The 24,904-nt window shown below is 58.1% G+C and carries 24 protein-coding genes; 9 read left to right on the top strand and 15 right to left on the bottom strand.

Annotated features, from left to right (window positions below):
- Positions 1-90: 90 nt before the first annotated feature.
- Positions 91-522 (bottom strand): cupin domain-containing protein, encoded by a 432-nt coding sequence (locus tag ACLTXB_RS02515; protein ID WP_267288536.1) that lies wholly within the window; start codon positions 520-522, stop codon positions 91-93.
- Positions 523-894: 372 nt separating this feature from the next.
- Positions 895-1,782 (bottom strand): LysR family transcriptional regulator, encoded by an 888-nt coding sequence (locus ACLTXB_RS02510; RefSeq protein ID WP_276895767.1) that lies wholly within the window; start codon positions 1,780-1,782, stop codon positions 895-897.
- Between the two features lie 200 nt (positions 1,783-1,982).
- On the opposite strand from ACLTXB_RS02510, the gene ACLTXB_RS02505 reads away from it, so the two are divergent.
- Together ACLTXB_RS02505 and ACLTXB_RS02500 are read left to right on the top strand one after the other, a co-directional pair.
- Complete coding sequence (locus ACLTXB_RS02505) at positions 1,983-3,083, top strand: aldo/keto reductase (protein WP_287555468.1); 1,101 nt, start codon at positions 1,983-1,985, stop codon at positions 3,081-3,083.
- Positions 3,080-3,256: a hypothetical protein gene (locus ACLTXB_RS02500; RefSeq protein WP_256264656.1), complete on the top strand. Its 177-nt coding sequence runs from the start codon at positions 3,080-3,082 to the stop codon at positions 3,254-3,256. Before ACLTXB_RS02505 ends, ACLTXB_RS02500 begins: the two co-directional genes overlap by 4 nt.
- 196 nt (positions 3,257-3,452) lie before the next feature.
- Here the strand turns inward: ACLTXB_RS02500 and ACLTXB_RS02495 are convergent, their stop codons facing one another.
- Complete coding sequence (locus ACLTXB_RS02495) at positions 3,453-3,650, bottom strand: ribbon-helix-helix domain-containing protein (RefSeq protein ID WP_021750310.1); 198 nt, start codon at positions 3,648-3,650, stop codon at positions 3,453-3,455.
- A 148-nt stretch (positions 3,651-3,798) separates the two neighbouring features.
- On the opposite strand from ACLTXB_RS02495, the gene ACLTXB_RS02490 reads away from it, so the two are divergent.
- The 3 genes from ACLTXB_RS02490 (at position 3,799) to ACLTXB_RS02480 (ending at position 8,835) form a co-directional block, all read left to right on the top strand.
- Positions 3,799-3,978 (top strand): hypothetical protein, encoded by a 180-nt coding sequence (locus ACLTXB_RS02490; protein WP_287555469.1) that lies wholly within the window; start codon positions 3,799-3,801, stop codon positions 3,976-3,978.
- A gap of 276 nt (positions 3,979-4,254) precedes the next feature.
- A complete protein-coding gene (locus tag ACLTXB_RS02485) occupies positions 4,255-5,526 on the top strand; it encodes a hypothetical protein (protein ID WP_412260166.1) in 1,272 nt (423 codons plus the stop codon).
- A 333-nt stretch (positions 5,527-5,859) separates the two neighbouring features.
- Positions 5,860-8,835, top strand: a complete 2,976-nt coding sequence (locus tag ACLTXB_RS02480; RefSeq protein ID WP_428226088.1) for an S-layer homology domain-containing protein — start codon at positions 5,860-5,862, stop codon at positions 8,833-8,835.
- Between the two features lie 15 nt (positions 8,836-8,850).
- Here the strand turns inward: ACLTXB_RS02480 and ACLTXB_RS02475 are convergent, their stop codons facing one another.
- Positions 8,851-9,294, bottom strand: a complete 444-nt coding sequence (locus tag ACLTXB_RS02475) for a hypothetical protein (protein WP_428226087.1) — start codon at positions 9,292-9,294, stop codon at positions 8,851-8,853.
- A gap of 34 nt (positions 9,295-9,328) precedes the next feature.
- Here ACLTXB_RS02475 and ACLTXB_RS02470 point away from each other — a divergent pair, with 34 nt between their 5' ends.
- A complete protein-coding gene (locus ACLTXB_RS02470) occupies positions 9,329-9,685 on the top strand; it encodes a sporulation initiation factor Spo0A C-terminal domain-containing protein (protein ID WP_025543633.1) in 357 nt (118 codons plus the stop codon).
- 236 nt (positions 9,686-9,921) lie between these two features.
- Here ACLTXB_RS02470 and ACLTXB_RS02465 read toward each other — a convergent pair whose 3' ends face one another.
- From ACLTXB_RS02465 to ACLTXB_RS02450, 4 genes are read right to left on the bottom strand one after another with little or no spacing between them, the layout of a single operon-like run.
- Positions 9,922-10,467 carry a TlpA family protein disulfide reductase gene (locus ACLTXB_RS02465; protein WP_119311713.1) on the bottom strand — a complete coding sequence of 182 codons (546 nt, stop codon included), beginning with the start codon at positions 10,465-10,467 and terminating at the stop codon, positions 9,922-9,924.
- A complete protein-coding gene (locus tag ACLTXB_RS02460; protein WP_337601143.1) occupies positions 10,464-11,330 on the bottom strand; it encodes a 4Fe-4S binding protein in 867 nt (288 codons plus the stop codon). The genes ACLTXB_RS02465 and ACLTXB_RS02460 overlap by 4 nt, the downstream gene beginning before the upstream one ends.
- Positions 11,323-11,454 carry a CD1871A family CXXC motif-containing protein gene (locus ACLTXB_RS02455; RefSeq protein WP_256264661.1) on the bottom strand — a complete coding sequence of 44 codons (132 nt, stop codon included), beginning with the start codon at positions 11,452-11,454 and terminating at the stop codon, positions 11,323-11,325. The genes ACLTXB_RS02460 and ACLTXB_RS02455 overlap by 8 nt, the downstream gene beginning before the upstream one ends.
- Before the next feature lies 1 nt (position 11,455).
- Complete coding sequence (locus ACLTXB_RS02450) at positions 11,456-12,166, bottom strand: hypothetical protein (protein ID WP_287555223.1); 711 nt, start codon at positions 12,164-12,166, stop codon at positions 11,456-11,458.
- A gap of 147 nt (positions 12,167-12,313) precedes the next feature.
- On the opposite strand from ACLTXB_RS02450, the gene ACLTXB_RS02445 reads away from it, so the two are divergent.
- The 3 genes from ACLTXB_RS02445 (at position 12,314) to ACLTXB_RS02435 (ending at position 15,208) form a co-directional block, all read left to right on the top strand.
- Complete coding sequence (locus ACLTXB_RS02445) at positions 12,314-12,994, top strand: response regulator (protein ID WP_267288519.1); 681 nt, start codon at positions 12,314-12,316, stop codon at positions 12,992-12,994.
- Entirely contained in the window at positions 12,991-14,136 is a 1,146-nt protein-coding gene (locus tag ACLTXB_RS02440; protein ID WP_412260155.1) for a sensor histidine kinase, read from the top strand. The genes ACLTXB_RS02445 and ACLTXB_RS02440 overlap by 4 nt, the downstream gene beginning before the upstream one ends.
- Positions 14,137-14,686: 550 nt before the next feature.
- Entirely contained in the window at positions 14,687-15,208 is a 522-nt protein-coding gene (locus ACLTXB_RS02435) for a hypothetical protein (protein ID WP_287555209.1), read from the top strand.
- 220 nt (positions 15,209-15,428) lie between these two features.
- On the opposite strand, the gene ACLTXB_RS02430 is transcribed toward ACLTXB_RS02435, so the two are convergent.
- The 7 genes from ACLTXB_RS02430 to ACLTXB_RS02400 all read right to left on the bottom strand — a co-directional run bounded on the left by ACLTXB_RS02430 (position 15,429) and on the right by ACLTXB_RS02400 (position 23,933).
- Positions 15,429-15,965, bottom strand: a complete 537-nt coding sequence (locus ACLTXB_RS02430; RefSeq protein WP_025543626.1) for a macro domain-containing protein — start codon at positions 15,963-15,965, stop codon at positions 15,429-15,431.
- A gap of 13 nt (positions 15,966-15,978) precedes the next feature.
- The gene (locus tag ACLTXB_RS02425) at positions 15,979-17,373 is read right to left on the bottom strand and encodes a Na+/H+ antiporter NhaC family protein (protein WP_021747956.1); all 1,395 of its coding nucleotides are present in this window, start codon (positions 17,371-17,373) and stop codon (positions 15,979-15,981) included.
- 282 nt (positions 17,374-17,655) lie between these two features.
- Positions 17,656-18,843: an amidohydrolase gene (locus ACLTXB_RS02420; protein ID WP_119311717.1), complete on the bottom strand. Its 1,188-nt coding sequence runs from the start codon at positions 18,841-18,843 to the stop codon at positions 17,656-17,658.
- A 10-nt stretch (positions 18,844-18,853) separates the two neighbouring features.
- Positions 18,854-20,140: a serine dehydratase subunit alpha family protein gene (locus ACLTXB_RS02415; RefSeq protein WP_412260150.1), complete on the bottom strand. Its 1,287-nt coding sequence runs from the start codon at positions 20,138-20,140 to the stop codon at positions 18,854-18,856.
- 97 nt (positions 20,141-20,237) lie between these two features.
- Positions 20,238-21,455 carry a hypothetical protein gene (locus ACLTXB_RS02410; RefSeq protein WP_021747960.1) on the bottom strand — a complete coding sequence of 406 codons (1,218 nt, stop codon included), beginning with the start codon at positions 21,453-21,455 and terminating at the stop codon, positions 20,238-20,240.
- 98 nt (positions 21,456-21,553) lie between these two features.
- Positions 21,554-22,720: an amidohydrolase gene (locus tag ACLTXB_RS02405; protein WP_021747961.1), complete on the bottom strand. Its 1,167-nt coding sequence runs from the start codon at positions 22,718-22,720 to the stop codon at positions 21,554-21,556.
- Between the two features lie 70 nt (positions 22,721-22,790).
- Complete coding sequence (locus tag ACLTXB_RS02400; RefSeq protein WP_317335204.1) at positions 22,791-23,933, bottom strand: M20 metallopeptidase family protein; 1,143 nt, start codon at positions 23,931-23,933, stop codon at positions 22,791-22,793.
- Positions 23,934-24,904: the final 971 nt, after the last annotated feature.

Raw genomic sequence — 24,904 nt, 5'->3', positions numbered from 1 at the left:
GCGGGAAGGATTCCGGCGGAACTGCTGCAAAGCAAGACACGTACAGTCTTTGGACTGTCCGTGCCTTGCGATTCCCCGGCCGGGGGCCGCTCAGAGTGCTTCGTATTCCGCGTCGCTCACCGGCTCGCACCACTCGTTGGAGCAGGCCTCACCGGGCATCTCGACGGCGATGTGGCTGAACCAGCTGTCCCGCTTGGCGCCGTGCCAGTGCTTGACCTCCGCCGGGATGACGATGACTCTGCCGGGCTCCAGGCTGACCGCCTCTTTGCCCTCCTCCTGGTACCAACCCTCGCCGGCGGTGCAGATCAGCAGCTGCCCGCCGCCCTCGGAGGCGTGGTGGATATGCCAGTTGTTCCGGCACCCGGGCTCGAAGGTGACGTTGGCCAGAAACAGCCCGTCCTCCGGGCGGGTCAGGGGATTGAGATAGGACCGGCCGGCAAAGTACCGGGCAAAAGCGTCGTTGGGCGCGCCCAGGCCAAACACGTTCTGTTCCTCAAATGTAGCCTTGTCCATGATCTTCATGCAACATACCTCCCAATGCTTTCTTATGAATGCGGGGCAGACCGCCGCCCCGGTGTGGATGTTCTGCCGCCAGCGTGTCTCCTGCCGCTCACGGGTGTGAATATCCGCCAGCGCGGCGGCCCGTATCTCCACCAGTAGCCGCAGCCGCATATAGCCCCCCGTCTCCTCTCCGGTGAAGCCGATGTCCCGAAGCGTCAGGATCAGGTTCAGCCGCTCCGGGTCGCGGCCTGCCCGACCTCAGGACCTCCATGGAGATCTGATCGCACTCGCTGGCCTCCTGGATCGTCATCGCCCGCACCTCAGGGCAGAAAGTGGAGACGTCCCCGCAGGGACGCCTCCATTCTAAATCCGGAACTTCGCCTTGTCCAATGCCTATACCGGATGGTCTGATATTCCGCCGACGTATTTCTCGGCAAATCGCAGCAGGGCAGCAGCGGTGGCAGAAAGGACCTCGGTCTTCTTCCAGGCCAGAACCGTGCCCGACTCCAGCGGCGGAGAGAGGGGCACGAACCGCAGCCCGTCATAGGCGCAATCCAGCCGGATCACCAGATAGATCCCCAGCCCCTCCCGGGCCAGCTGGGTCTGGTTGTAAGGCAGGTTGCCGCTGGCCGCCACCTGGATCCGGTCTGCGTAAGGGCCGAACCAGCGGATCATTTCCCGGCGCATCAGCTCCCGGGTGGTCAGGATCAGGGGGCTGTCCGCCAGGTCCCCGGGCGTCACCGCCTCCCGCCGGGCCAGAGGCGAATCCTCCGGCACCAGGACGCCCCAGGATTCCCGGACAGGCAGCCGGAGGATCTGGTAGCGGCTGGTGTCCACCGGCTCCAGCAGAAGTCCCATGTCCAGGAGTCCCTGCTCGATCCGCTCCTTGATCCCGTCGGAGTCTCCGCTGTAAATCTCATACTGGACCCGGGGATGCTGGCGGTGAAAGGCAGCCAGGAGCTTTGCCAGATACGTCATGCTCCGCAGGTCGCCGCTTCCGATGGAGATCCGGCCTGTGATCTCCTCCGCCGGTCGGAGCTCCCGGGCCGTCTTCTCCGCCAGCTCTACGATCTCCTGAGCCCGGCGGCGCAGCAGCATCCCGGCCTCCGTCAGAACGACGTGGTGCTGGCTGCGACGGAACAGCTTGACTCCCAGTTCCTCCTCCAGCTGCATCAGCTGGCGGGACAGGGTGGGCTGCGTCAGATGGAGCAGCGCCGCCGCCCGGGTGATGTTCTCCTCCCGGGCCACAGTCAAAAAATACTTCAGCGTCCGAAATTCCACCGGGCCGCACCTCCTCTTCTCCCCTACCATATCATGGCCGCAGTGGGGCCGCAAGTGTGATATGTGTGAAATGTATGTCTCAGCATAGAAAACAGGTATTCGCTATTTCTCATTTCAGGCGGTATAATAGGGTCATGTGAGGCGCGGCGCCCGGACTCCGGCTGCCGCAGAGCTGCAACAGGAAAGGATGGTTTCGACCTATGGAATACCGTGTCAACCGCCGCACCGGGGACCGGATCAGCGTCCTGGGCGTGGGCACCAGCGGCCTCCCCGCCGTCGGGGCGAAAGAGGGTGCCGCCACGCTGGAGATGGCCCTGGAGCAGGGGATCAACTACTTCGACCTGGCCACTGCCGACTCCGCCTGCTTCCCCATCTTCGGCGCCGCCCTTGCGGGTGTGCGCAGGCAGGTGCTCTACCAGGTCCACTTCGGCGCCAATTACGCCGCCGGTAAACCTTACAGCTGGACCACGGATCTGGAGACCGTCAAGCGGTCGGTAGCGTGGCAGCTGGAGCAGCTGCGGACGGACTACATCGACTACGGCTTCATCCACTGTATGGACGAGTCTGGCGACTGGCGCCGGTATGTGGACAACGGCGTTCTTCAGTATCTGGAGGCGCTGAAAGCCCAGGGCGTCGTCCGCCACATCGGCCTCTCCACCCATACGCCGGCCCTGGCCCGGGAGGTGCTGGACACCGGCCTGGCGGACATGATGATGTTCAGCATCAACCCCAGCTACGACTATCAGCACGGCGAGTATGCCAACGGCAGCGCCACGGAGCGGATGGCCCTTTACCGCCGGTGCGAGGCGGAGGGCGTGGGCATCTCCGTGATGAAGGCCTTTGCCGGCGGACAGCTGCTGGATGCTCGTACCTCTCCCTTCGGTCAGGCCCTGACGGAATATCAATGCATCCAGTACGCCCTGGACAAGCCCGGCGTCCTGACGGTGCTGCCCGGTGTCCGAGACCGGGCGGATCTGGAACGGGTCCTGGGCTTTCTGCGGGCTGGGGAGGCGGAGCGGGACTACTCCGTCATCAGCTCCCTCACCCCCAGAGACGCGGAGGGCACCTGCGTCTACTGCAACCACTGCCAGCCCTGCCCCGCCGGCCTGGACGTGGGCCTCATCAACAAGTATTATGACTTGGCCCGTGCGGGGGATGCCTTGGCGGCAGAGCACTACCGGAGCCTGTCTCTGGGTGCGGATGCCTGCATCAGCTGCGGCCACTGTGACCGCCGGTGCCCCTTCCATGTATCCCAGTCGGCGCGGATGCGGGAGATCGCATCCTACTTCCGGCAGGCGTGAGGGCCCTGGCCGTTCCTTGCACCTTTGCCGGCTACATCAATGAGCGGCTGACTGCTGACATCCCCACCGTCCTCCGCTCCGCCACCGCCCTGGTGCCCCTGAAGATGGAGACGCCCGTCCCCTTCACCGGCACCTGGGCGGATGCGGAGGCCTGTCTGAAGGAATTCTACTGAGTGCCCTTCCCGTATCCATCTCCCAAAATCACCAAGACGGCTGCCAACCCGGCAGCCGTCTTTTTTTCGTTGATTCCCGCCTCCCCCGGAGGTGCGCCGGAATCAGAACTGTTTCAGTTATCTCCGATAGGATAGGGCGGGGGTGCGCGCTCCCGTTTTCACGGGTGTCCCCGCGGCCGGAGCCGCCGGCGGACGGTCAGTCGTCACGTGCCTCGTCCGCCGGCTTCTCCCGCGGGGTCTGCTGTTCCTTTTTCAGGGATTCCAGTCCCAGCCGGATCAATTCCACGGTCGCCTCCGAACGGGTCTGGAACCGGCGCTCAAAGCGGAAATCCTCGATCTGCTGAAACAGCTCATTGTCCACGGATACCGTGTAACGCGGTCTGTCTGTTGCCATCCTTATCACCTCTGGCCCTATTATACACGAGTGAACCACCGGTGTAAAGAGAGCCGCAGCCCCCTTGGCTTCGGTTCAGTGAACCACTATAATAACTTTAATAGGTTCACCAATTCACTTAACCACTATATGGAAAGGAGCTGCGTACATGAACAGAGATCAAAAACGGTTCACCATCTCCGTGACGCCGGAGCTGGCGGCGGAACTGACCGCGGTAAAGCAGAGCAGCTACCCCGGCGTCCCCCGGGACGCGATGTTCCGGGACCTAATCATCCGGGGCCTTGTGGCGTGGGGGAAGCAGTCCGGCAAGAATAGCCAGCCCGTGTGACGGGTGGGGTGCCGGGCCCCATCGAAGCTCCTTCGGCTCTCCCGGCAAACGGCGGCAGACAGAAACAGACAGAAACACGGTGAAAGTCAGAGGCGGCAGGTACGCCCGGTGCGGGCACCCGTGGGCAGCTGCCCGCACCCGCCATCCCATGGAGACAGCAGAACAATTCTGGGCGTTCCTGACCGGGAGCGTCCAAAGCGGTGCAGGGTTCAGTCCGTATGTCATACGGTCGTAACCCGCCGTTCATCGCTCCCCCTGACCGGGAGGAGACGGAACGTGAGCAAAGTAACCATGAGACGGCCGGATGCCCGGGCCATGGCCCAGCTTCTGGCGGAGCAGACGCAGACGGCGGCGGGGCTGATCCTCCGCCTGGCCTGGCGGCAGGGGCTGACCCGGGAGGAGATCCAGCGCCTCGCTTGGAACGATGTGGACTTTTCTGCCCATCAGCTCCGGCTGCCGGACCGGACCATCCCGCTGGAGACGGAGACCGAGGACTGCCTGCGCCGGCAGGCGGAGCGCCCCGACCCGCCTACTCCCTTCGTGGTGGTCTCGGACCGCCGCAGGCAGCAGATGCCGCCGGAGTCCATTTCCCGCCTGGCCAGAAAAACTCTGGACCGGGCGGGGCTGGGCGGCATCAGCCTGATGGATCTGCGGCACGACTTCATCATCCGCCATCTGGAATCCCACGACTGGCCCTATGTGGCCCGGATCAGCGGCATCGCCGTCCCCACTCTGTATGCCGTTTTCTCCGACTATCTGCCGGAGGGGCGGCAGAAGGACTCCCGCCCTCGGCGGGAGGTGGACGGTTTTTTGATGTGGAAGCTGCTCCAGGCGGAGGGCAGCTCCCCGGTGGGGCTTGCCCTTTGGATGGGTTGGAAGCTGGGGATGCAGGTCCGGGAGATGACAGCCCTGACCTGGGACCAGGTGGATCTGGACCGGGGTCTGGTGCGGCTGCCGGACCGGGACCTGGCCCTGGGCGTCACCCTGCGGCGCCTGCTGCGGGCGGCGGCGGGACGCCGGCGGCCGGGTGAGGACCCGCACGTGCTGCTGACGCCCAACTCCCGGCGGCCCTTGGACCAGCCCCGGCTGTCCAAGATGGTGCGGACCGCCCTGATCCGGGGCGGGATGGAGCACATCAGCCTGGGAGATCTCTGCCGGGAGGAGCGCCGGGAGAACGAGGACGCCCGGCTGCTGGCCTACGCCGCCGAAAAAGGCACCATCTCCCGGTCGGAGGCCATGTCGCTGCTCGGCCTGTCCAAGGTGGCGGCCTACGAGCGTCTCCGGCAGCTGGCTGAGCGGGGAAAGCTGGTGCGGGTCGGCGGCAAATACTACCCCGCCGGCCAGGTGGTGCCGCCGGAGGAGCAGTATGACGTCATCCGTACATTTCTGGAGCAGTCCGGTCCGGCCTACCGGCAGGATCTGGCGGCGCCCCTGCACGTCGGCGACAGACAGTGTGCCCTGATCCTCAAGCACATGGTGGAGGACGGGCGTCTGGTGCAGGCCGGGCAGCGGTACGCCCTTCCCATTCGGGAGGAGGTTCTGCTGTGAACGGCGCAAAAGGAGAGCGGCCCTCAGGGGCCGCTCTCTTTTTTGGCCCGCGCCGCGGCCGGAGCAGAAATCGCGTCCGTGTTATGATGGCGTGACATGGCTGTCCATGCGGTTTGTGCGCCGTTTTTCAATTGGATTAAAAGGTTTGCGAAACGCTGGACACCGGCAGTTTTTTCCCGTAAATTGGCCTTGCGAACGGCGGAAGCGCCCCGCATCCGGCTCTGCGGTTGGTGTAGGCCGACACAAGTTGGTTGGCTAGCCCCCACACGAATCCCAGACCCGCCTGGGGTCTTCCGGCGGACCGCAAATTTTTTGAAGGAGGAGAAATCCCAAATGAAGAAGTTCCTTTCTCTGGTGCTTGCTCTGGTGATGACCATGTCTCTGGTCACCGTCAGCGCCGGCGCCAAGGACTTCACGGACGACAGCGAGATCACCTACAAGGAAGCTGTGGATGTGATCTCTGCTCTGGGCGTTGTCGACGGTTATTCCGGCGGCGACTTCCGTCCCGATGATGTCCTGACCCGCGGTGCGGCCGCCAAGATCATCTGCAACCTGATCCTGGGCCCCACCACCGCATCCGCTCTGGCGGCCAGCACCGCCCCCTTCAAGGATGTTCCCGTGACCAACACCTTCGCGGGCTACATCACCTACTGCTCTCAGCAGGGTATCATCAGCGGCTATGCTGACGGCACCTTCCGTCCCACCGGCACCCTGAGCGGCAATGCGTTCATGAAGATGCTGCTGGGCGCTCTGGGCTATGACAGCTCCATCGAGGGCTACACCGGCGCCAACTGGCAGGTCAGCGTCATCAAGCAGGCCAGCGGCATCGGTCTGGACGACGGCAACGACGAGTTCGTGGGCTCCCAGGCTGTGACCCGTCAGGAGGCCGCCCTGTACGCCTTCAACATGCTGCAGGCCACCATGGTCGAGTATGACAAGAAGGACACCATCGTTGTGGGCGACATCACCATCAACACCACTTCCACCCGCAAGGACGTTGAAAACAATACCAACACCGACGGCAACATCGATGGCGAGCGCAACGGCGACGGCCTGATGCAGTTCGGCGAGAAGTATTTCAAGGACCTGGAGAAGGAGGATGCCACCGACATCTTCGGCCATCCCTCCAGCAAGTGGGTCTATGATGGCGACGATGTGGGCACCTATGCCAACGAGGCTGACGCCACTTATGTGGTGGAGGACGACGATATGGACGTCGGCCAGGTGGTCACCAGCTCCAGCTACATGAATTACAGCAACTCCGAAGCCAAGGACGCCAAGTACTTCCTGAACGGCGATGACAATGAGGTGAAGTCCTCTGAGCAGGTTGCCGTGGGCGATATCGTCGAGGCTTACGAGAATGACAACGGCGATGTGGAGACCGTTGTGGTTTCCCGCTACACTGTTGCCAAGATCGACAAGGTCGACACCGACGTCAGCACCGCTGAGAGCCGCAACGGCGCCTCCGAGGTCCTGACCCTCACCGATCTGGACGGCGACAACAGCAACGACTACTACGACAAGTACGACGACGCCGAGAAGACCCTGCGGGGCTATGCCTCCTCCTATGACGAGGGCACTGTTCTGGCCGTGGCCTTCCGCGACGGCAAGTTCGGCGATGAAGTCCTGGCTTCTTACGAGGCCGAGGCTGTCACCGGCGAAGTCACCGCTTTCCGTGAGGACGAGACCGTCACCATGGACGGCACCAAGTATGAGTTTGCCCGCAGCAAGGATGGCACCGCTGGTTTCGTGGACGGCATCACCAGCAACTTCGACTTCGACAAGGAATACACCATCTACCTGACCGCCGACGGCTATGTCATCGGTGTGGAGGGCGCCGCTGGTGCGGACCTGTCTGACGTGTACTATGTGGCTGGCGTCTACGGCGAGGAGAGCCGGTACAACGCTAGCAAGATGACCTATTATGCCCAGGCCGTGTCTCTGGCGGATGGCTCTGTCTCCGACATTGAGCTGGATGAGAAGGACTCCAAAAACGAGTTGGTAAAGTTCCTAGATACGACTGATGGCGATTACGCTCCTGTCAAGGGCCTCTTTACCTTTGATGATGATGTTGCTACAGAGTGGGACGGCGATGATGACTATGTGATCTACGGTATTAACTCTACCGCCGCTAACATTCAGGATAAACTGAATACTGCTCTGAGTGCTGACGGCCTGGCGATGGACGATACCCGGTTCTCTACTGTTGATACCCTGAATAATACTGATCGCTTCTATGTGGACGAAAATACTCAGTATCTGGGTGTTGAAGATTATGCCGATGACATTGATACTGTCTACGCTGCGGGTGGTATGAAGGCCGACAACTCTGGTCATGTCATCGTGATTGCTGACCAGGATGAGGACCGCGATGCTCTGTATGTGATTCTGGTTGACAGCAGCGCTTCCGTTGGCTCCGCCGACATCCTGTACGCCGCCGGCAGCAGCACCGACAAGGTGGGCACCGACAAGTACGTCCGCGAGTTCTGGTCCATGGAGGACAACACCAGCGAGGACATCACCATCGATGAAAAGCTGAGTGCCCATGGCTTCTATGAGGTGGACAGCATCGACGAGGACGGCGTCTACACGCTGAAGGACTATGACAAGACCGCTCATTCTATCGATGAGGACTCCGACGGCATCGTCGTAGAGGATCTGGCGCTGGACAACACGGATCAGATCTATCGCAACGCTCTGAGCGGCACCATCGATAACGTCGAGTTTGACGATGTCAGCATCGCCAATGCCACCATCATCGACGGCCGCAGCCGTGCTGACCGGAACGACTCCGTGTATGACCGCGAGATCAACAGCATCTCCCGTCTGGAGGCCGCTCTGGATGCCGTGAGAGACGAGGACCCGAAGGATCAGGGCACTGTGGAGATCGACCTGTATGTGAAGGACGGCGAGATCACCTTCATCTGCGTCACCGATGTGGGCGGCGTTGCCAAAGACGACGGTGAGCAGGGAAGCAGCGAGCTGGACCTGACCGGTGTGGAGAATTTCGTCTGCAACAGCAATACCGTTACTGTTGACCTGGTCGGCACCGGAAAGATTCCCGCTAACTATCCTGTTACTGTGACTCTGATGAAGGCCAACAGCACCGAGGGCGATGCGGAAGTCGGCTCCAAGGAGCATGTAAACCAGACTGCCTATGAGGTTAATGATTGGAACAACCTGGGACAAATCGCGATCCAGGAAAGTGGTAATTACTATGTAATTATCACCATCGAAAATGAAGACGGCAGAGTTGTGGATGAGTTCACTTCCAACACTGTCCGCTTCGTCTACACTGTCCAGCCGTAAGGCAAATAGTTTCTTTCAAGTAACTTGTTGCGCAAGAAAGCCCCCGCTCATACGAGCGGGGGCTTTCCCTGTTTCCGTCACATCCAGGCCAGTAGTGCTGAACAACGTCGGCATCGTTCCCCCCTGACTGGCCGGTGCCTCGTGGTTGATGAAAAATCCATCGTCCTCCAGCCCCGCGTATTGGCCCGCAGCTTTCAAAAAGGTCTCTCCAGGAGTTGAAGGAGATCCTGTCTGCTCAGATAACTTTTCCCTCTTCCCCATGGGTGCCGGTCTTCCGGCGCTCATTTTTTTGTAAAATACAGCCAGATTCAAGACAAAAGTAAAAAAATATATTATGATAGATTGAAAGGGGGTTCCAAATTCTGGAAGGCAGGCCGCGCAGCCTCCCCACGCAATGGAAGATGTCGAATTTTCTGAGAGATGTCGTTTTTTCAGGCTTTGCTGTTTTTCGTCGTACAATCTTCTCATCGCAAATTTCGAGGAGGTGCTCTCCATGGACACGATCATCCGGGAAACGCTGCGCCCCTTTGGCATTACGCGCAATTACCGCGGTTACCCGCAGACGGTCCGCGCCATTGCTCTGGTCCTGGAAGACGAATCCCGCCTGCTCAACGTCACCGAAGAGATCTATGAAGTCGTGGCCCTGCAGACCCGGTGCCATCCCTCCAACGTGGAGCGGAACATCCGGACTGTCGTTCTCTGCGCGTGGCATACAAACCGACCGCTTCTGGTCAAAATGGCGGGATTTACGCTGACGGCTCCGCCCCGCGCCTCCCAGTTTATTGATATCATTGCCTCCTACATCCAGCGGGAAGTTTTGAGTGACCCCAACCGCCGTGTGCTGATCTGATGCCCCTCGCCTGTCTGTTCCGGGATTTGGTACCGACGGCCCATCTGCGGCCCCCGTGCGGCAGGGATTCCCGCGTCTGCTGATGCAGCGGAATTCCCGCTCTGCGCTGGCGGAAGTGCCGCCGCGGCGGCCTGCCGGAACAGCCGGCAAATCGCCCGCTCCCCTCTCCCCGGCCAATGAATCCGGCACAGGCGGCCGCCTCATTCCGCGGGGCGGCCGCCTGTCAGTCTCTCACTCTATTTCTGGCCGGTGATCAGCGCCAGCCGGGTCTCCACGGTGTCCAGCTGCTTCTTCACATTGCCCACGATATCCGCACCCACGATGTTTCCCTCGCTGTCCACGATATATGTAGTGGGATAGGTGGAAATATCCGCAACGAAGTCCTTGTAGAAATCGCCCTCCGGATCCGGAGAGATATTGTGATAGGTCACGCCCTTTTCCTTCAAAATCTCCCGGGCCGTGTCCAGCTGCTCCCGGCTCTCGCCGGAGTCGGTACCCACACCGATGAGGTTGATGTTTCGCTCTTTGAAATCCTGATACAGCTCCTCCAGTTCAGGCATCTCGGCGATGCAGGAACCGCAGCCATTGTTCCAGAAATTGACGATGGTGGCGTCATAGTCGGCGAAAATGTCGCTGGAGATCTCATCGCCCGCAATGTCCACCTCGGAAAATTCCGGGAAAGGTGTCTTGGACACCAGGGCGTCCTCTTCACCGGAGCTGCAGCCGGTCAATGCGGCGGTCATCAGTACCGCCGACAGCAATAGGATCAGAACACGTTTCATGTGGCAGTCTCCTTCTTCTCTTGTATTGTTTTGATCGAAAATACCCTGGTGATGGCCCCATGGGGGCAGGCAGCCGCACAGTCCCCGCAGCGGATGCACTCAGCATGGTTGGGCGTCCTGAACACATCCACATCCATCCTGCACGCACGACTGCACGCCCCGCAGGCGGTGCACCGGCCCGAGTCCACCTGCAGGCGGCAGATGGAAATTCTGTTGCACAGCCCGTAAAAGGCCCCCAGCGGGCACAGCCACTTGCAGAAAGGCCGGTAGAAAAACACCGCCAGCAGAGCTGTCCCCAGCAGGATGCAGCTCTTCCAGGTAAATAGTCCGCCCAGGCCGGCCCGGATGCCGGCATCGGCCAGCGCCAGCGGGATGCCGCCCTCCAGGATGCCGGCGGGGCAGATATACTTGCAGAAGAACGGGTCGCCCATTCCCACCTCGTTGACCACCGTCATAGGCAGGACAATGACGAAGAGCGCCAGAATCCCGTATTTCAGATAGGTCAAGATGCGGACCCGCCTGGTGCTGAACTTTTTTGCAGGGATTTTGTGAAGCAGCTCCTGGAACCATCCGAACGGGCACAGAAAGCCGCACACCCCCCGCCCCAGCAGCGCGCCTGCGAAAATGAGGAATCCCACCACATACCATGCAAACTGGAACTTGGAGGAGCCGATCACCGCCTGAAGCGCCCCGATGGGGCACGAAGCTGCCGCGGCCGGACAGGAGTAGCAATTCAGCCCGGGGACGCAGACGGCCTTCAGGCCGGTCCTGAAGATCCTTCCATGCAGGAAGTTCATCAAAAAGGGGTTGGAAGCCAGCGTGGCCCCCAGCTGGATCTTCCAGCGATGCTTGTTTTCAGCCAATGCCCACACACTCCAAACACAGGTTGACGCCCTTGTGCAGGACCATGTCCGCTTCCCCGCGCCACAGCCCCAGTCCAATCATCAGCAGGGCGGCTGCCAGACAACAGATCGTGATCTTTCTCATATCAGCCCATAGCCGCCATAGCGGCGCCGCCCTCTGCCGCCGTCCCAGACTGGAACGCGGCGTTCCGGCTCATCTCCACAAAGGCAGCCGCGGACGCAGGCAACTCCTCTGCGTCCACGACGGAATACCATGCAGAGAGGAATGCTCCCTTCACATACCAGGAGGCGACGTTTGGCATCTCCCCGTCCTCCACCATGCTTCTGTTGCTGCCCACAGCTGCTGCCAGAGAGTCGTTGTAGAGGATGACGGGGAAGGGTGCATCGGCAAACATCTCGCTGCCGGTTCCGCTTTTGGTGCAGACCAGGATTTCCGCCCCATTCTCCGCAACGCCCTCATATCCCTCCGCCAGTGCGTTATAGAAGACCTGCGTCCCCTCCGCTTCCGGGTCCAGGAAGGCAAAGAACACCACATCCCCCAGCTGTTCCCGGGTAAACGCCTCTCCGGACAGGGTGGTCGTGGCAAAGTCGCCCACCATGTTGCTCTCTGTTTTGCTGGCGGCGGGAACGCTGTTCTCCTCATAATAGGCATCCACCCACGCCTGATCGACCCAGCCCTTATCCAGGGCGTCCTCGATGGTAAGCGTACCAGCCTCGATGGATTGTTCCACGTCCTCCTGACTGGGCCGCTTCTCTCCGCAGGCCGCCAGGGACAGGGCCATGGCAGCGGCCAGACCCAGCACGGCCAGCTTCCGTTTGTTCTTGCATCGCTTCATAAAAAACCTCCTTGCCGCACCTGCGGCGGATTTTGGACAGGAGACATTGTAGCATGGAAAACGTAAATTTCCTGTCAAGACGGTCTTGATGGAAATTTTATCTGGATGTGCTATAATAGCCGCACATGGAAAAGGGCGGTGAGTGGGATGCGGATTTTGGTGGTGGAGGATGAGCGTCTCCTGTGCGACGGGATCGCGGAGGATCTGAGACTGGAAAAATACACGGTGGATTGCTGCTACGATGGTGCTGCGGCCTGTGAGCGGCTGTTTGTGGAACCCTATGATCTGGTGGTCCTGGATCTGAACCTGCCAGGCATGGATGGGCTGGAGCTGCTCCGGCACATCCGGACGGAACAGCCGGAGCTGCGGGTGCTGATTCTTTCCGCCCGGTCACAGCTCTCAGACAAGGTGGCAGGGCTGGATCTGGGCGCGGACGATTACCTGACCAAGCCGTTCGCCCTGGAGGAATTGGAGGCCCGGGTGCGGACGCTGCTGCGCCGGGAATTTCGTCAGCGGGAGTCCCTTGTACAGGTGGGCGCGCTGACCCTAAACACCGTGACCCGGGAGGTCTCCGGCCGTGGGGAACCCCTTCCCCTGACGCCCCGGGAATTTGCCATCCTGGAGCATCTGATGCTTCACCGGGGATGCTGGATCAGCCAGGAGGAGCTGATGGAGCATATCTGGGAGGCGGATGCCAACCCCTTCAGCAACGCCGTGCGGATGCACATCTCCTCGCTCCGGAAAAAACTGCGGAAGCGGCTGGGCCATGATCCGATCCAGACCAAGGTAGGTCGGGGCTATCGCCTGGCCGGAGAGGAGACGGCATGAGGAAACCGATGTCCCTGCGCCTGCGGGTCACTCTGCTCTGCGCAGCCCTGCTGACGCTCTGCTGCCTCCTGCTCACTGTGACTAACAATTTTTCGGCCATCCGGATGGCCGACGCCATTCAGGCGGTGCCGCTTCTTCCGGCGCAGCGCACAGAGCTGGAAGACAGTGTCAGCCTGCCCATGGCGGAACTGCATATCAGCGATACGATCCAGCAGGCTCAGGGGGCGTTCCACATGCAGAGCCTGCTGGCCATGGTTGCCATCCTGGCGTTGGGCCTGTTCCTCATATACCGGCTGGTTGGAAAAGCCCTTGCTCCGTTGGACACACTTACTTGCCGGATCCGGGAGCGGACGGCTGCGGATCTGGCGCAGCCCGTTGAGATCCCCGACAGCGGAGATGAGGCGGCCGCACTGGCCCTGGCGTTCAATCAGATGTCCCAGCGGCTGAACCAGGTCTTCGTCATGCAGAGGAACTTCTCCCGCAGCGCGGCCCATGAATTCCGCACACCGCTGGCAGTCCTGAAGACCCGAATCGGCCTGTTCCGCAAAAAGCAGGACTTCCGCCCCCGGGCCACACTGGAGCTGCTCCGGATCGTCGAGGGGGAGGTGGACCGCTTGTCCGCCATGGTGAGCGAACTCTTGGAGCTGACCAATCTGGAGCGGGCATCCCGCGGAGAGCGGCTCTCCTCCGGCCAGCCGATCCGGAGCGCCGCGGACCAGGCCGCCCCCCAGGCGGAAGCGCGGAGCATCACCATTTTGGTGGATGCCGCGCCCTGTACCCTGGCCGGAAATGCAGAGCTGCTCCGGCAGGCGGTATGCAATCTGGTGGAAAATGCCGTCAAGTACAGCCCGGCCGGCAGCGTTGTACACATCGCGGGCCACCGGGATGGGGAATGGTTCCAAATCGTGGTTTCCGACCAGGGACCCGGCATCCCGGAATCGCTCCGCCAGCGGATTTTCGAGCCCTTTTTCCGGGTGGATGATTCCCGCTCCCGACAGCTGGGCGGTGCCGGACTTGGTCTGGCACTGGTGCGGGCCATCGCGGAGTTCCACGGCGGTGCTGTTTATGTGGAAAAATCCCGGGGAGCGGGAAGCCGATTCGTCCTGAAGCTGCCATGCGAACAGGATCCTCCGCCGGATTGAGATACAAACTGACGTCTTTTGTCAGACGGGATCGGCGGAAACGCCTCGCGGCAGTTATTTTCATGCCCCTGGCTGTGGGCAAGCTGCCTTTCCGTGCGCCGCCCCCTGGGGCTCAGCTTTTGGGCGGAAGACGCTCTGCGGAGGGAACCGCCGTCCGGAAGCCTGCCTCCGACATGTGGCGGGTCATTCTGCGTACAACGTTTGAAGATATCAGCGTCTCTGCAAACGCGATTCCCGTTGCCTCTCCATACAGCCCTGTAATCTGTGCGCCATTTACAGTAGGAAAGCACCTGAAATCTAAAGATTTCAGGTGCTTTTTGCTTCTCAGCGGACAGTGCGCATCTGTTTTGGGCTTCGCACATCAAGTTTCCTGCGGATAGCAGCAGCGAAGCCCGCATGACGCCCGCATCTCTCCAGGAAAAATGTGCTTCCGGCACACGCAATTCTCCAATCGGCCTCTTAATAAATGCTGACAGTTCAGAAGGATGTACACCTCCAGATCCGTCAGTTGGTCTGCCGGGCTGTTTTCCCCGTGATGGGCTCCTGACTTATGATTGATGCGGCCCATGACGATCTTTGCCACGCCGCTGACCCTTGCGTATTCCGCGATCTGCACCGCAGGAGCCGTCCCGTACACCATGGAAATCTGCGCTTCCTGCTGCTCCGCCAAGTGCAGATTGCAGCGCAGTTGCTTTATATTCCCTGTGGTAAAGAAATTTTGCAGGACCTGTTTGGTCTGGCGTTTCCGACAGACTTTTCCCACCCGAAGAAGCCTCTCCACATCCCGATGCTTGGTATGCCGGCACCCCTGGGTGTTGTTGTGCGCCGCTTCATCCACCAGGACAGTTGGAATCTGATCAATATCAACCCTCCCGGAGTTGAGTGCCGCGGTATTCGTTTTTCTTATTCAGCAAGACCTCCCGTCCGTTCAGCAGGGACAATGTATCCGGTCTTACATGCGGCTCCACATAGCCCACCACCAGATCAGCGCCCTCTTTCTGCGCCTGATGCGCCGCTTACGACAGGGCATACGTTTTGCTCACGCGGCCGCATAGCCAAAAAGGATTTTTAGCCTCCCCGGAGGGGCCTCCGCTTCCGGATCGTATGGGAAATTCGCGCATTCATTGTTTGTCTGCCCCCTATGTACTCACCCTCCCACAACTCGTCATAGAATCAATACCTTGTCCCGTTATCGTATCACGCGTAATACTACCAAACCGTGAATAATGGCGTCATGATCGGAAGATAGAATTGGGGCGCTCCCACCAGCAGCAGGAAAACGAGCGCCAGAATCATTTGGCGCTCGTTTCATAACTGTGTGTATCGTCCCATCCCAAAATCCGTTTGGCCATCAGATAGATTCCCGGCTTGTAAAGGACCAGAACCACATCCAAGGCAGGACTCCGGCGTATAAAGTCCGTAATCGCTTGGCCGGCAATATAGATTGCTTCTTCTCGTGGGATGTGATATTCTCCCGAAAAAATAAGTGGAAACGCAATGCTTTTGCATCCGCTGGTCACTGCCCTTGTCATGGCGCGGCGGTAGCAGTCTGCCAGCAGTAACCGCTCTCGCTCCGCGCCTCCAAACCAGCCAGGTCCGGCCACGTGAATAATATAGCGGGCCGGCAGCCCAAAGGACGGCGTCATCACAGAATGCCCGATAGGACAATGGCCATGACGTCGGCAAGCCTCCTCCAGCTTTGCACTATCCGCTGCGGCGAAAATTGCCTCACAGATCCCCGGCGTACGCTTCAGTTCTGTGTTTGCAGCATTTACAATGGCATCCGTGGCAATATTTACGATATTTCCCATCCAAAGATGATACGGCATAGGCCTTCCTCCTTTACAGCAGAGCACCGCATACCAGATACCCCAAAGCGGAAATTCCGCTGGCACACAGCGCATACGGAATCTGAGACAACGCATGATCCATGTTCTCGATCTTACAGCAGCTGGATGTCAATACCGTGGCATCGGAATAGAAGCAGGCATGGCTGCCGAGCGTGGCGCCCGAGACAATCGCCCCCATGACCAGGAGCAGATTTGTGCCGATGCTCTCCGCCAGCGGCAGCAGGATTGGCGCAACGATGGCCGGAATCCCCCACACGCTGCCTGTACTGAAATTCAGGATCGCCACCACCAGAAATGTCACCAGAGGGAAGATCACGGCATTGACATGGGGCTGCACCAGGGTAATGATGTAATCGGCAATCCCGATATCGGTCATTGCCTCCTGCATGACAAACGCAAAGAAGATGATGGCCACCGTGGGAATCATGTTGCAAAAGCCGTGCATCGCCAGATCACAGAACCTGGAAAAGCTCATTTTGCCTCTGGGAATATAGAGCACAAAGCACACTGCAATCGCAGCAACCACGGCCAGAAACAGCTCTCCGGAAATGATTGCCAAGATAATCAACACGCCCACCGGCAGGATAAAGTCCATGAGGCTGCCCTGTGTCTGAAATTCCGACTCATCCTCCTCGTTGAGCGGTGCGCTCTCCGGCGAATAGACCTTGCCGGTCTCCTGAAGGCGGCGGTAAGCGGTCCGCATCCGCCCCAGCTTGGGAACAACGCCAACGATAAACAGCGGCACGATGATAACCGCTGCGATGGCGTAAAAGGCAAAGGGGATCACGTGATAGAATGTCTCTATCGCCGTTCCATAGCCCAGCTCCGCAATCCCCGGCTGCGTGAAAAATAGCCCGGAAAAGAAGATTGCCCAGGTAGAGAACGGCAGAATGGCACACACCGGCGCGCCGGTGGAATCGATGATGTAAGACAGGGCCTCCCGGGGCACACGGCGTTGGTCGGTCAGTTTTTTCATGCAGGTGCTCAGTGTCATGATATTCAAATAGTCATCCACAAAAATAAGAATCCCCATGATCCAGGTGACCATCATGGTGGACCTTGGCCCCCGGCAGAGCTTTCCAAGCGCCCTTGTAAATCCCAGTGTTCCATGGGATTCTCCCAACAGCGTAATGAGGCTGCCGAACAACGCGCACACCAAAAAGACCCATTGGTGCGAATAATCTGTCGCCACGCGGAAAAAAGCATCCATCCAGTCGGTGGCGATGTGAGACAGTGCATACACTCCCTCGGACGGGATCCGTGCAGCGCTGGTAATCACATAGGTCAGCAGAGTTCCAAAGATCAACGGTTCCAGAGTCCGCTTTGTTTTCAGCGCAAAGGCAATGACGAACAGGACGGGGATCAGTGTCCATATTCCATATTCCATGAGTACAACCTCGTTTCTACCACAGTCGCATTTATTGGAGTGCTTCTGGTGCCCGCTAAAGTCATAATAGAGCACTTCCGATGAAGATAGTGTTAGTTTCCCGGCTCTGGGATAAGGAATATATTAAGAACACCATTTGATTAACACCATTTGATTGAAATGACAAAATGATAGGCCGGCATTCCAGTCGATGGAATGCCGGCCTCTACTGTACAGCGGATATTCCTTTCCGGGCATTTTCTGAGTCCGGAATGTCCCCTGCGCAATTCATCAGCTGCCAGTTTATTTGCCACGCTCCAGATAGTCTGCCGCAAACTGCGCATACAGTGCGGCCCCCCTCTGCAGCACCGGCTCATGGACTGTATAGCGGTCGTTGTGGTTCCCCACCGTCATACCGAGTTCCTCATTTCTCGTTCCAAGAAAACCGAACACCGCTGGAATCTTATCGGCAAAGAAAGCAAAATCCTCACTGCCCATCATCTGGGGAAGTTCTTTCAAACACGCTTCCCCATAGAGTTTCACAGCTGCGTCATGGGCGATTTTATTCAATTCTTCATCATCGTTATAAAGAGAGTTTGCATAGTAATCATATTCAACCGTGGCAGTCGCGCCAAAAGCCTTGGCTGTGTTTTCAGCAATCCGCCGCAGCCCCGCTTCAATCTTCATACGGAATTCTGCGTTATAAGTCCGGGTGGTTCCAAACAGTTCCGCATGGTTTGCAATAATATTATACCGCTGTCCGGCGTGCATCTCTCCGATATTTACTACCAGCGGGTTTAAGGGGTCGTTCGTTCTGGAGACAAATGACTGGATATTGCTGACAATCGCTGCGGCAGCCAAAAGTGCGTCCACACCCAGATGCGGCTGTGTCCCATGGGCGGAAACGCCATCTACCTTGATTACAAAGTTATCCACACTGGCCATGCGGGGCCCCGCCTGCACATTGATGTATGGCTCCTCCAGTGTCGCCCACACGTGCTGGCCCATAATGGCATCCACGCCATCAAGGATGCCCGCTTCAACATAGTATTCCGCACCGTGGCAGGTCTCCTCCGCAGCCTGGAAAATCAGTTTGACGTTGCCTTGCAATTCGTCTTTCGTCTCCATCAGCATCTTTGCCGCACCGAGAAGCATGGAGATATGGCAGTCATGGCCGCAGGCATGCATGACGCCCTTATTTCGGCTTGCAAAGGGCAGGCCTGTCTTTTCCTCTACCGGCAAGGCATCAATATCCGCCCGGAGAGCCACAGTTCTGCACGCCTTTTCGGCCTTTCCCCCCCGCAGCATCGCACATAATCCGGTATGGTCCGGGAAGCGTTGGATCTCGGTATAGCCCATTTTCTGAAGCTCTGCCGCAATATGCTCTGTGGTCTGGACTTCCTCGAGGCTCAGTTCCGGGTTCTGGTGGCACCATCTGCGCTGTTCCACAATGTAATCCAATGCCTGTTCAGCCAGTTCTTTATAGTTCATAACAGTCCTCCTATTTCTGAAGAAGCATCTCCAAAATCAAATCATCACATTTAGAGGAACCCTCATTCCCAAGCCGCACGAAATTTCTGATCGTTTCTTCCGGGTCTGTTTCTACAATTCCATCTGTCGCTTTCACGCTTTCACTCCGAAGGGCCATAGCGGCACATTGGAAGGCGGCAAAGACACAGGTGCTGATCTTCAAGGCGCAGTCTGCCTTGGCACCGTCACAGAGCATTCCGCTCACATTCCCAAACATATTGTTTACAGCAAATCCGATCTGCTCCAGCGTGCCTCCTTGTAGATACACCAAGCCGCAGGCTGCGGCGGCAGCGGCAATGGTCGCCCCGCAGAGCCCGGAGAGCGGCCCGAAATCCGCGTGGATATGAATCGCCATCAGATTGCTCAGCGTGACAGCGCGAAACGTTCTCTCTTCATCAATACCAAGACTCTTCGCGGCAGACAAGATGGGAACTGTTGCGGTAATGCCCTGATTGCCGGATCCGGAATTTGTGATGACTGGGGCATTGGCTCCCGCCATTCTGGCGTCCACCCCGCTGGCAGTCATGGCTACGGCATCCATGACAACATCGTGCCCCATCAGCCCCGCTTCCTGATTGTTCCGGATACCATGGCCGATATTCAGTCCGTAATCACCCACTGCGCCCAGCTGCGCGATATGCCCATTGACTTCGATGGCCTCTTGGATCATGTGTAAATCATCCTGTCGGCGATCCATCGTCTCCACAAATTCATAGATCGTCCGGATATTCAGCGTCCTGCTGATCTGCTCCGGCGTGATATCCGTTTCCATCGTCTGCCCGGGCAGCTCACAGCCCACCCTCTGGTGGTCCCGCTCCACAAGGATCACATTGGTATGCGCTCCCTTAATAATGGCGCGGGACTGGTGTTCTTTATTCACCAGTTCAACTTCCACATACAGCTTGTCCGGATCAAACGCCCTTCTCACGTCCACATATCCATTTTCCACAAGATGGGCCGCTCTTTCAATGTCTTCCGGGCGGGCGTCATCCACAACCCGGAGCTGGCGGTCCACCGCCCCGCACACAGCACCCAAAGCAGCTGCATAATTTATTCCAGTATAGTTCGTTCCGGGTATCCCCGCAGACATCGCGTTCTTGATGATATTCGCGCTGGCCCTGACCTTGATATGCTCCAGTTCTCCATCCAACTGCTCTCGGGCAATGGCGGCTGTCAGCGCAATCGCGGCAGGCTCTGTGCAGCCGGTGGCCAGCATCATCTCATGATTCAATATTTGACAAATCAGTTTCCGATTCATAGCGATACGCTCCTATTCTATGATCCCAACCAACATTTGATTCTACAAAAGCGGAACACTTCGTGTCCCGCTTTTGTAGATGATATGGCCGTTACAATCAGAACATTTTGGCAAATACGCTTGCAATGATAACGGACGTGATCGTCACAGTGGTAAAGCCGCCGACAATCATGGGCGGGAACATCTTGCTCATCAGATATTCCTTTTCCTCCGGGGTCGCCGCCAGAGCGTTGCAGGTGTTTTCAGTGATAATTGCATTGGGCGGGAACCCATACAGGGCAGTCAATGCGGTGGCAAAGGCCAGCAGGAACGGGATCTTCAGTATTTTTGCGCTGACGAAGCACAATACCGCCATGCCAGCAACACCGACAACAATCAGAATGACCATCGGCCCGATGATGCTGCCCAGCATCTGGGGCGTGCAATCCTTCAGGCCGTCAAAGATATACATCATCAGAGCGAACATGACAATGCCATAGGAATTGCTTTTATTCAGTGCGTTCTCATCCAGAAAACCAATGCTGGTGAAAATAATGCCCAGAACCAGCGCATACACAGCGCCGCTGATCGTCATGTTCAGGCCGGGGATGACAACTCTTCCCAGCTGTGTGGCCAGCCAGGCCACGAATCCCAGCTTGCCCAGCATCACCACAACAGAATTCCACTTGGCAGGCGTGGGGGGCAGCAGCTTCTTGCGCGGACTCTCGGTGGTTTCCAGCTTTCCGTTGACTGCATCTACCGCATTTGAAACGCCGGCAACCGACACACCGCCGTTCCGGTATTCTTTCAGGAGCTTTTTGCCCTCCAGCTGGAGGCAGACCGCCGTAAGCGGATACCCCGCGAACCCCTGGACGCAGTACATGGCGATAGCAAACACAGCCGCTTCCTTGAGGCCGGCAGCATTGGCCGCCTCCATCATCGTCGTTGCAGCCACAATGCCTCCGGTGAGAGGAGGCAGTCCCGCGACAACAAAGCTGCGGTCCATGAGCAGGGGGCAGACGAACAGTGCCAAGACGCACATACCCGCAAGTCCCGCAAGGCAGACCACAATGGTCTTCCACTGCTCCAGCAGCTGCTTGATGCTGATCACGGTGCCCATGTGCGTAATCAGCAGATAGATACCGATTGTGCTGCCAAAGGGAATCAGTACGGCGTCGCTGATCAGCGTAGTGGGAAGGACTGTCCAGTAGCCCACCAGAATGATAGCGGCAGTTACGAATACCGATGGAATCCATGCTTTTGTTGCCGTGGAAACGACCTCGCCAATGATGTACACTGCAGCGCAGAGCACAAACGCTAGTGCAAAGTTATACATGTCTTTTCCCCCTCTTTACTTATTCAGCACATATTTCGGCGGCAGAACTGCCTCCTTTCATGGTTTTGCATTCTCCCACCCAATATGAGTCTGACCAATTACTGTGCGTTGAAATCCATTGCCACCTGCGCATAGAGCATGGCGCCCTTCAAAAGCTGTGCCTCATCCACGCAGAAATTGCCGGAATGGTTTGGCCAAACGGCTCCGCAGGCCTCGTTTCCGGTTCCCAGCAGTGCGATTGCTCCCGGCACCCTCTGCATGAAGTAGGAGAAGTCTTCGCCGCCGGTGGTAGCCGGATTGGATGCGAGGCAATTCTCACCCAGGACAGCAACCGCGGATTTTTGGGCGATGGAAACCACCGCCTCATCATTGACAGTGGGCGGCACGATGCGCAGGTACTCCAGCTCTGCCTCAGCGCGGTAAGCCTCGGCTGTGCCTTTGATAACTCTTTCCATCCGTTCCTCAAAGGTTTCCCACACCTCATTGCTGAAGCAGCGGGTGGTTCCTGTCATATAGCTGTTCTCCGCCACTACATTCCAACGGGTGCCCGCCTGGATCGTCCCTACGGTAACGACCGCCGGGTCCATAGGCGAGATCTCCCGGCTGACGACGGACTGCAGGTTATTGATGATGGCAGCCGTTACAACAGCTGCGTCCACACCCCGCTCCGGCTGTGCGCCGTGGCACCCCTTTCCCTTCACAGTGATATGGAATTCGTCTGCCGACGCCATCCGGGGGCCGGCTTCCAGAGAAACCATGCCGGACTTCACATCTGTCCACACATGAATGGCAAAACATGCGTCCACGCCGTCCAAAGCGCCCTGCTCAACCATGGACTTGGCACCCAGAGCTACCTCCTCCGCAGGCTGGAAAGCCAGTTTTACCGTGCCGCACAGTTCTTCTTTCATGTCATGAAGGATGCGGGTGGCGGTCAGGAGCATCGCAATATGGCAGTCATGGCCGCAGGCATGCATAATGCCCTCGTTTTTGCTCGCATAAGGCGCCCCGGTGGTTTCCTGAACCGTCAAGGCATCCATATCTCCGCGAAGCAAAATGGTCTTGCCGGGCTTTGCGCCTTGAATGGTGACCAGCACACCCGTCTCCAGCCCACAGGGCCGCCAGGAAACGCCTATCTCGTCCAGCGCCTCTTTGATTGCCTTGCTGGTGTGATATTCCTTGGTGCTGACTTCAGGATGCTGATGGAAATAGCGGCGCTTTTCGATCAGATACTCTCCGTATTGGGCGGCGACCTCTTGCACATTCATAACAATTCTCCTTTTCTCGCGAATTTTTTCGCTTTAAATGGTTAAATCATTTTGAACTTTCCAAATCTGATTACTTCAGGAATTCCAGAGCAATAGAAACCAAGGTCCTGATGCCTGCCGGCATAACATCCTCCCGAACCGCACACTTGGGATTGTGCAGGGGCGCCAGCTCTCCCTCGTGTCCTGCATAAAGCATCAGATAGGCGCTGGGGATACCACCCAGCTTTCCATAGAAGCTGAAATCCTCACTGAAAGGCATTGGATCGGGCATGGGGACCACCGCGTCCTCACCCAATTCCTTTCGGACCGCGTCAGCGGCAAGATCCATCAGCTCTTTGTCATTGAAAGCGCTGGGATATCCGTCGGCATAGTGAATATGTACTGTATTTCCGGAGGCGGCCTCGATACCTTTTGCAATTGCCTGGACCTGTTCCTTAATCACGCCTCGCACACTTTCCGAATACGCTCTGGTCACGCCGCCGAACTTGACCTCCGCCGGGATCACATTGGGCGCGTCGCCGCCATGGATGCTCCCCAGGGAGAACACTGCCATCTCCATAGGGTCCACCCGGCGGGCGACGATCTGCTGCATCATCACGATCATCTGGGCGGCAGCCAGCACGGGGTCCGTTGTATTCTGCGGCTGAGAGCCATGTCCCCCTCTGCCGGAGACGGTGAAGTCGAACAGGTCCACGGAAGTTGTTATGGGCCCGATGTGGAACCCAACCTGTCCTGCCCGGTGGGCGTCCGGCAGCACATGCATTCCATAGATCGCGTCCACATGGGGGTTTTCCAGCACGCCTTTTTCCACAAGCTCCTTGGCGCCGCCAGGTAATGTATCTTCGCTATGCTGGAATATCAGCTTGACACAGCCCGCAAAACGCTCTCTCATTCCGCACAGGATCTTGGCCGCGCCCAGCATCATGGATGCATGCATATCGTGGCCGCAGGCGTGCATAATCCCCGGATTCTCACTGGTATACGGCAGTCCGGTTTCCTCCTGCACGGGCAATGCGTCGATATCGCAGCGCAGTGCCACGCAGCGGCCCGGGCCTCTGGCTCCATGGATCAACGCTACAACGGCGGTTGGTACAGGCCGTTCGATTGCATCAACCCCGTATTCCTCCAGCTTCTTTCGAATCAGGGCCGATGTCCTTACCTCGTTTCTTCCAATCTCAGGATGGCGGTGAATATCCCTGCGAATCTCTACCATCTCCGGGAAATATTCCTCCGCTCTTTCTTTTATCGTACTCGTCTCAAATTTCCTCCTTCCTGCATGGCTTCCGGAAGCCATTGTTTGTTCAGCATGGTTTCTATGTTTGCTTCGCAAACATAGAAACAGGGATCCCTGTTTCCGACAATACGATATTGCTTTAACTATACTTTATCTATAATAATCCTAAACCACAAAGTATATCAAGTCAATATTTTTCTCCTGACTTTTCCTGACTCCAGCATTTTGAGCACTTCCTTGTTAGAGTCGGAGACCCTTTTCCGGGTCTTGTTGAACGCATCATGCTTCTTGTCTGCCTTGACGACGGCCGCTTGTCTGGAGGCGTGCCCTTATCCCAAAAATATCCTATATCCTATCGGCGGAAAGCCAGAAGCGCACTGACACAGGCGGCAAACTTCCACATGGCGAAGGTGCTCTGACGCCCGATCAGATACTCAATGCAGAATGTAGTTGCAATATCCGCTCATCGTACGTCCATCCAGCGCACGTTTCCAGGCGGTCAGGCCCATTGGTCTTGCTGCGGTCTGCATTGGTGCAAATGATCTCTGCCCCACCGCGCCCTGTGACGGCGTAAAAGCCCGCAGAACTTATTTTATACCACGGTATAGAAGTCCCGTACGGTGGCGCCCGGCACAGATGTCAATGATCTGCTGCCAGATACGGCGCTCACTGGTCCGAATGGAATTACCTCCGCTCCAGCGGTTTTGAAGGAGCCGACGCTGAAAGTAGTCCTACCCTGCCTGAGGCGTTCATCACCCAAGGCAAAGTTCTTGGTTCATTACTCTTTCAGTTCACTGGTGGCCCAAATGCGGATGTGGGCGGCCCGCAGCGATGGTCCAGGTTGTAAAAGCGGGCTTCCCTCGTTTTGGTCTTTCTACCCATCGCTCCGTAGAGCGTGCTTGTTACATTTTTTGCAACAACTTGGAGGCGCATTGCACATCTCAGTCATC

The sequence above is a fragment of the Flintibacter sp. genome, from assembly GCF_046973065.1.
The sequence above is the reverse complement of the archived record's forward strand: the minus strand, read 5'-3'. Positions and strand labels throughout refer to the sequence as shown.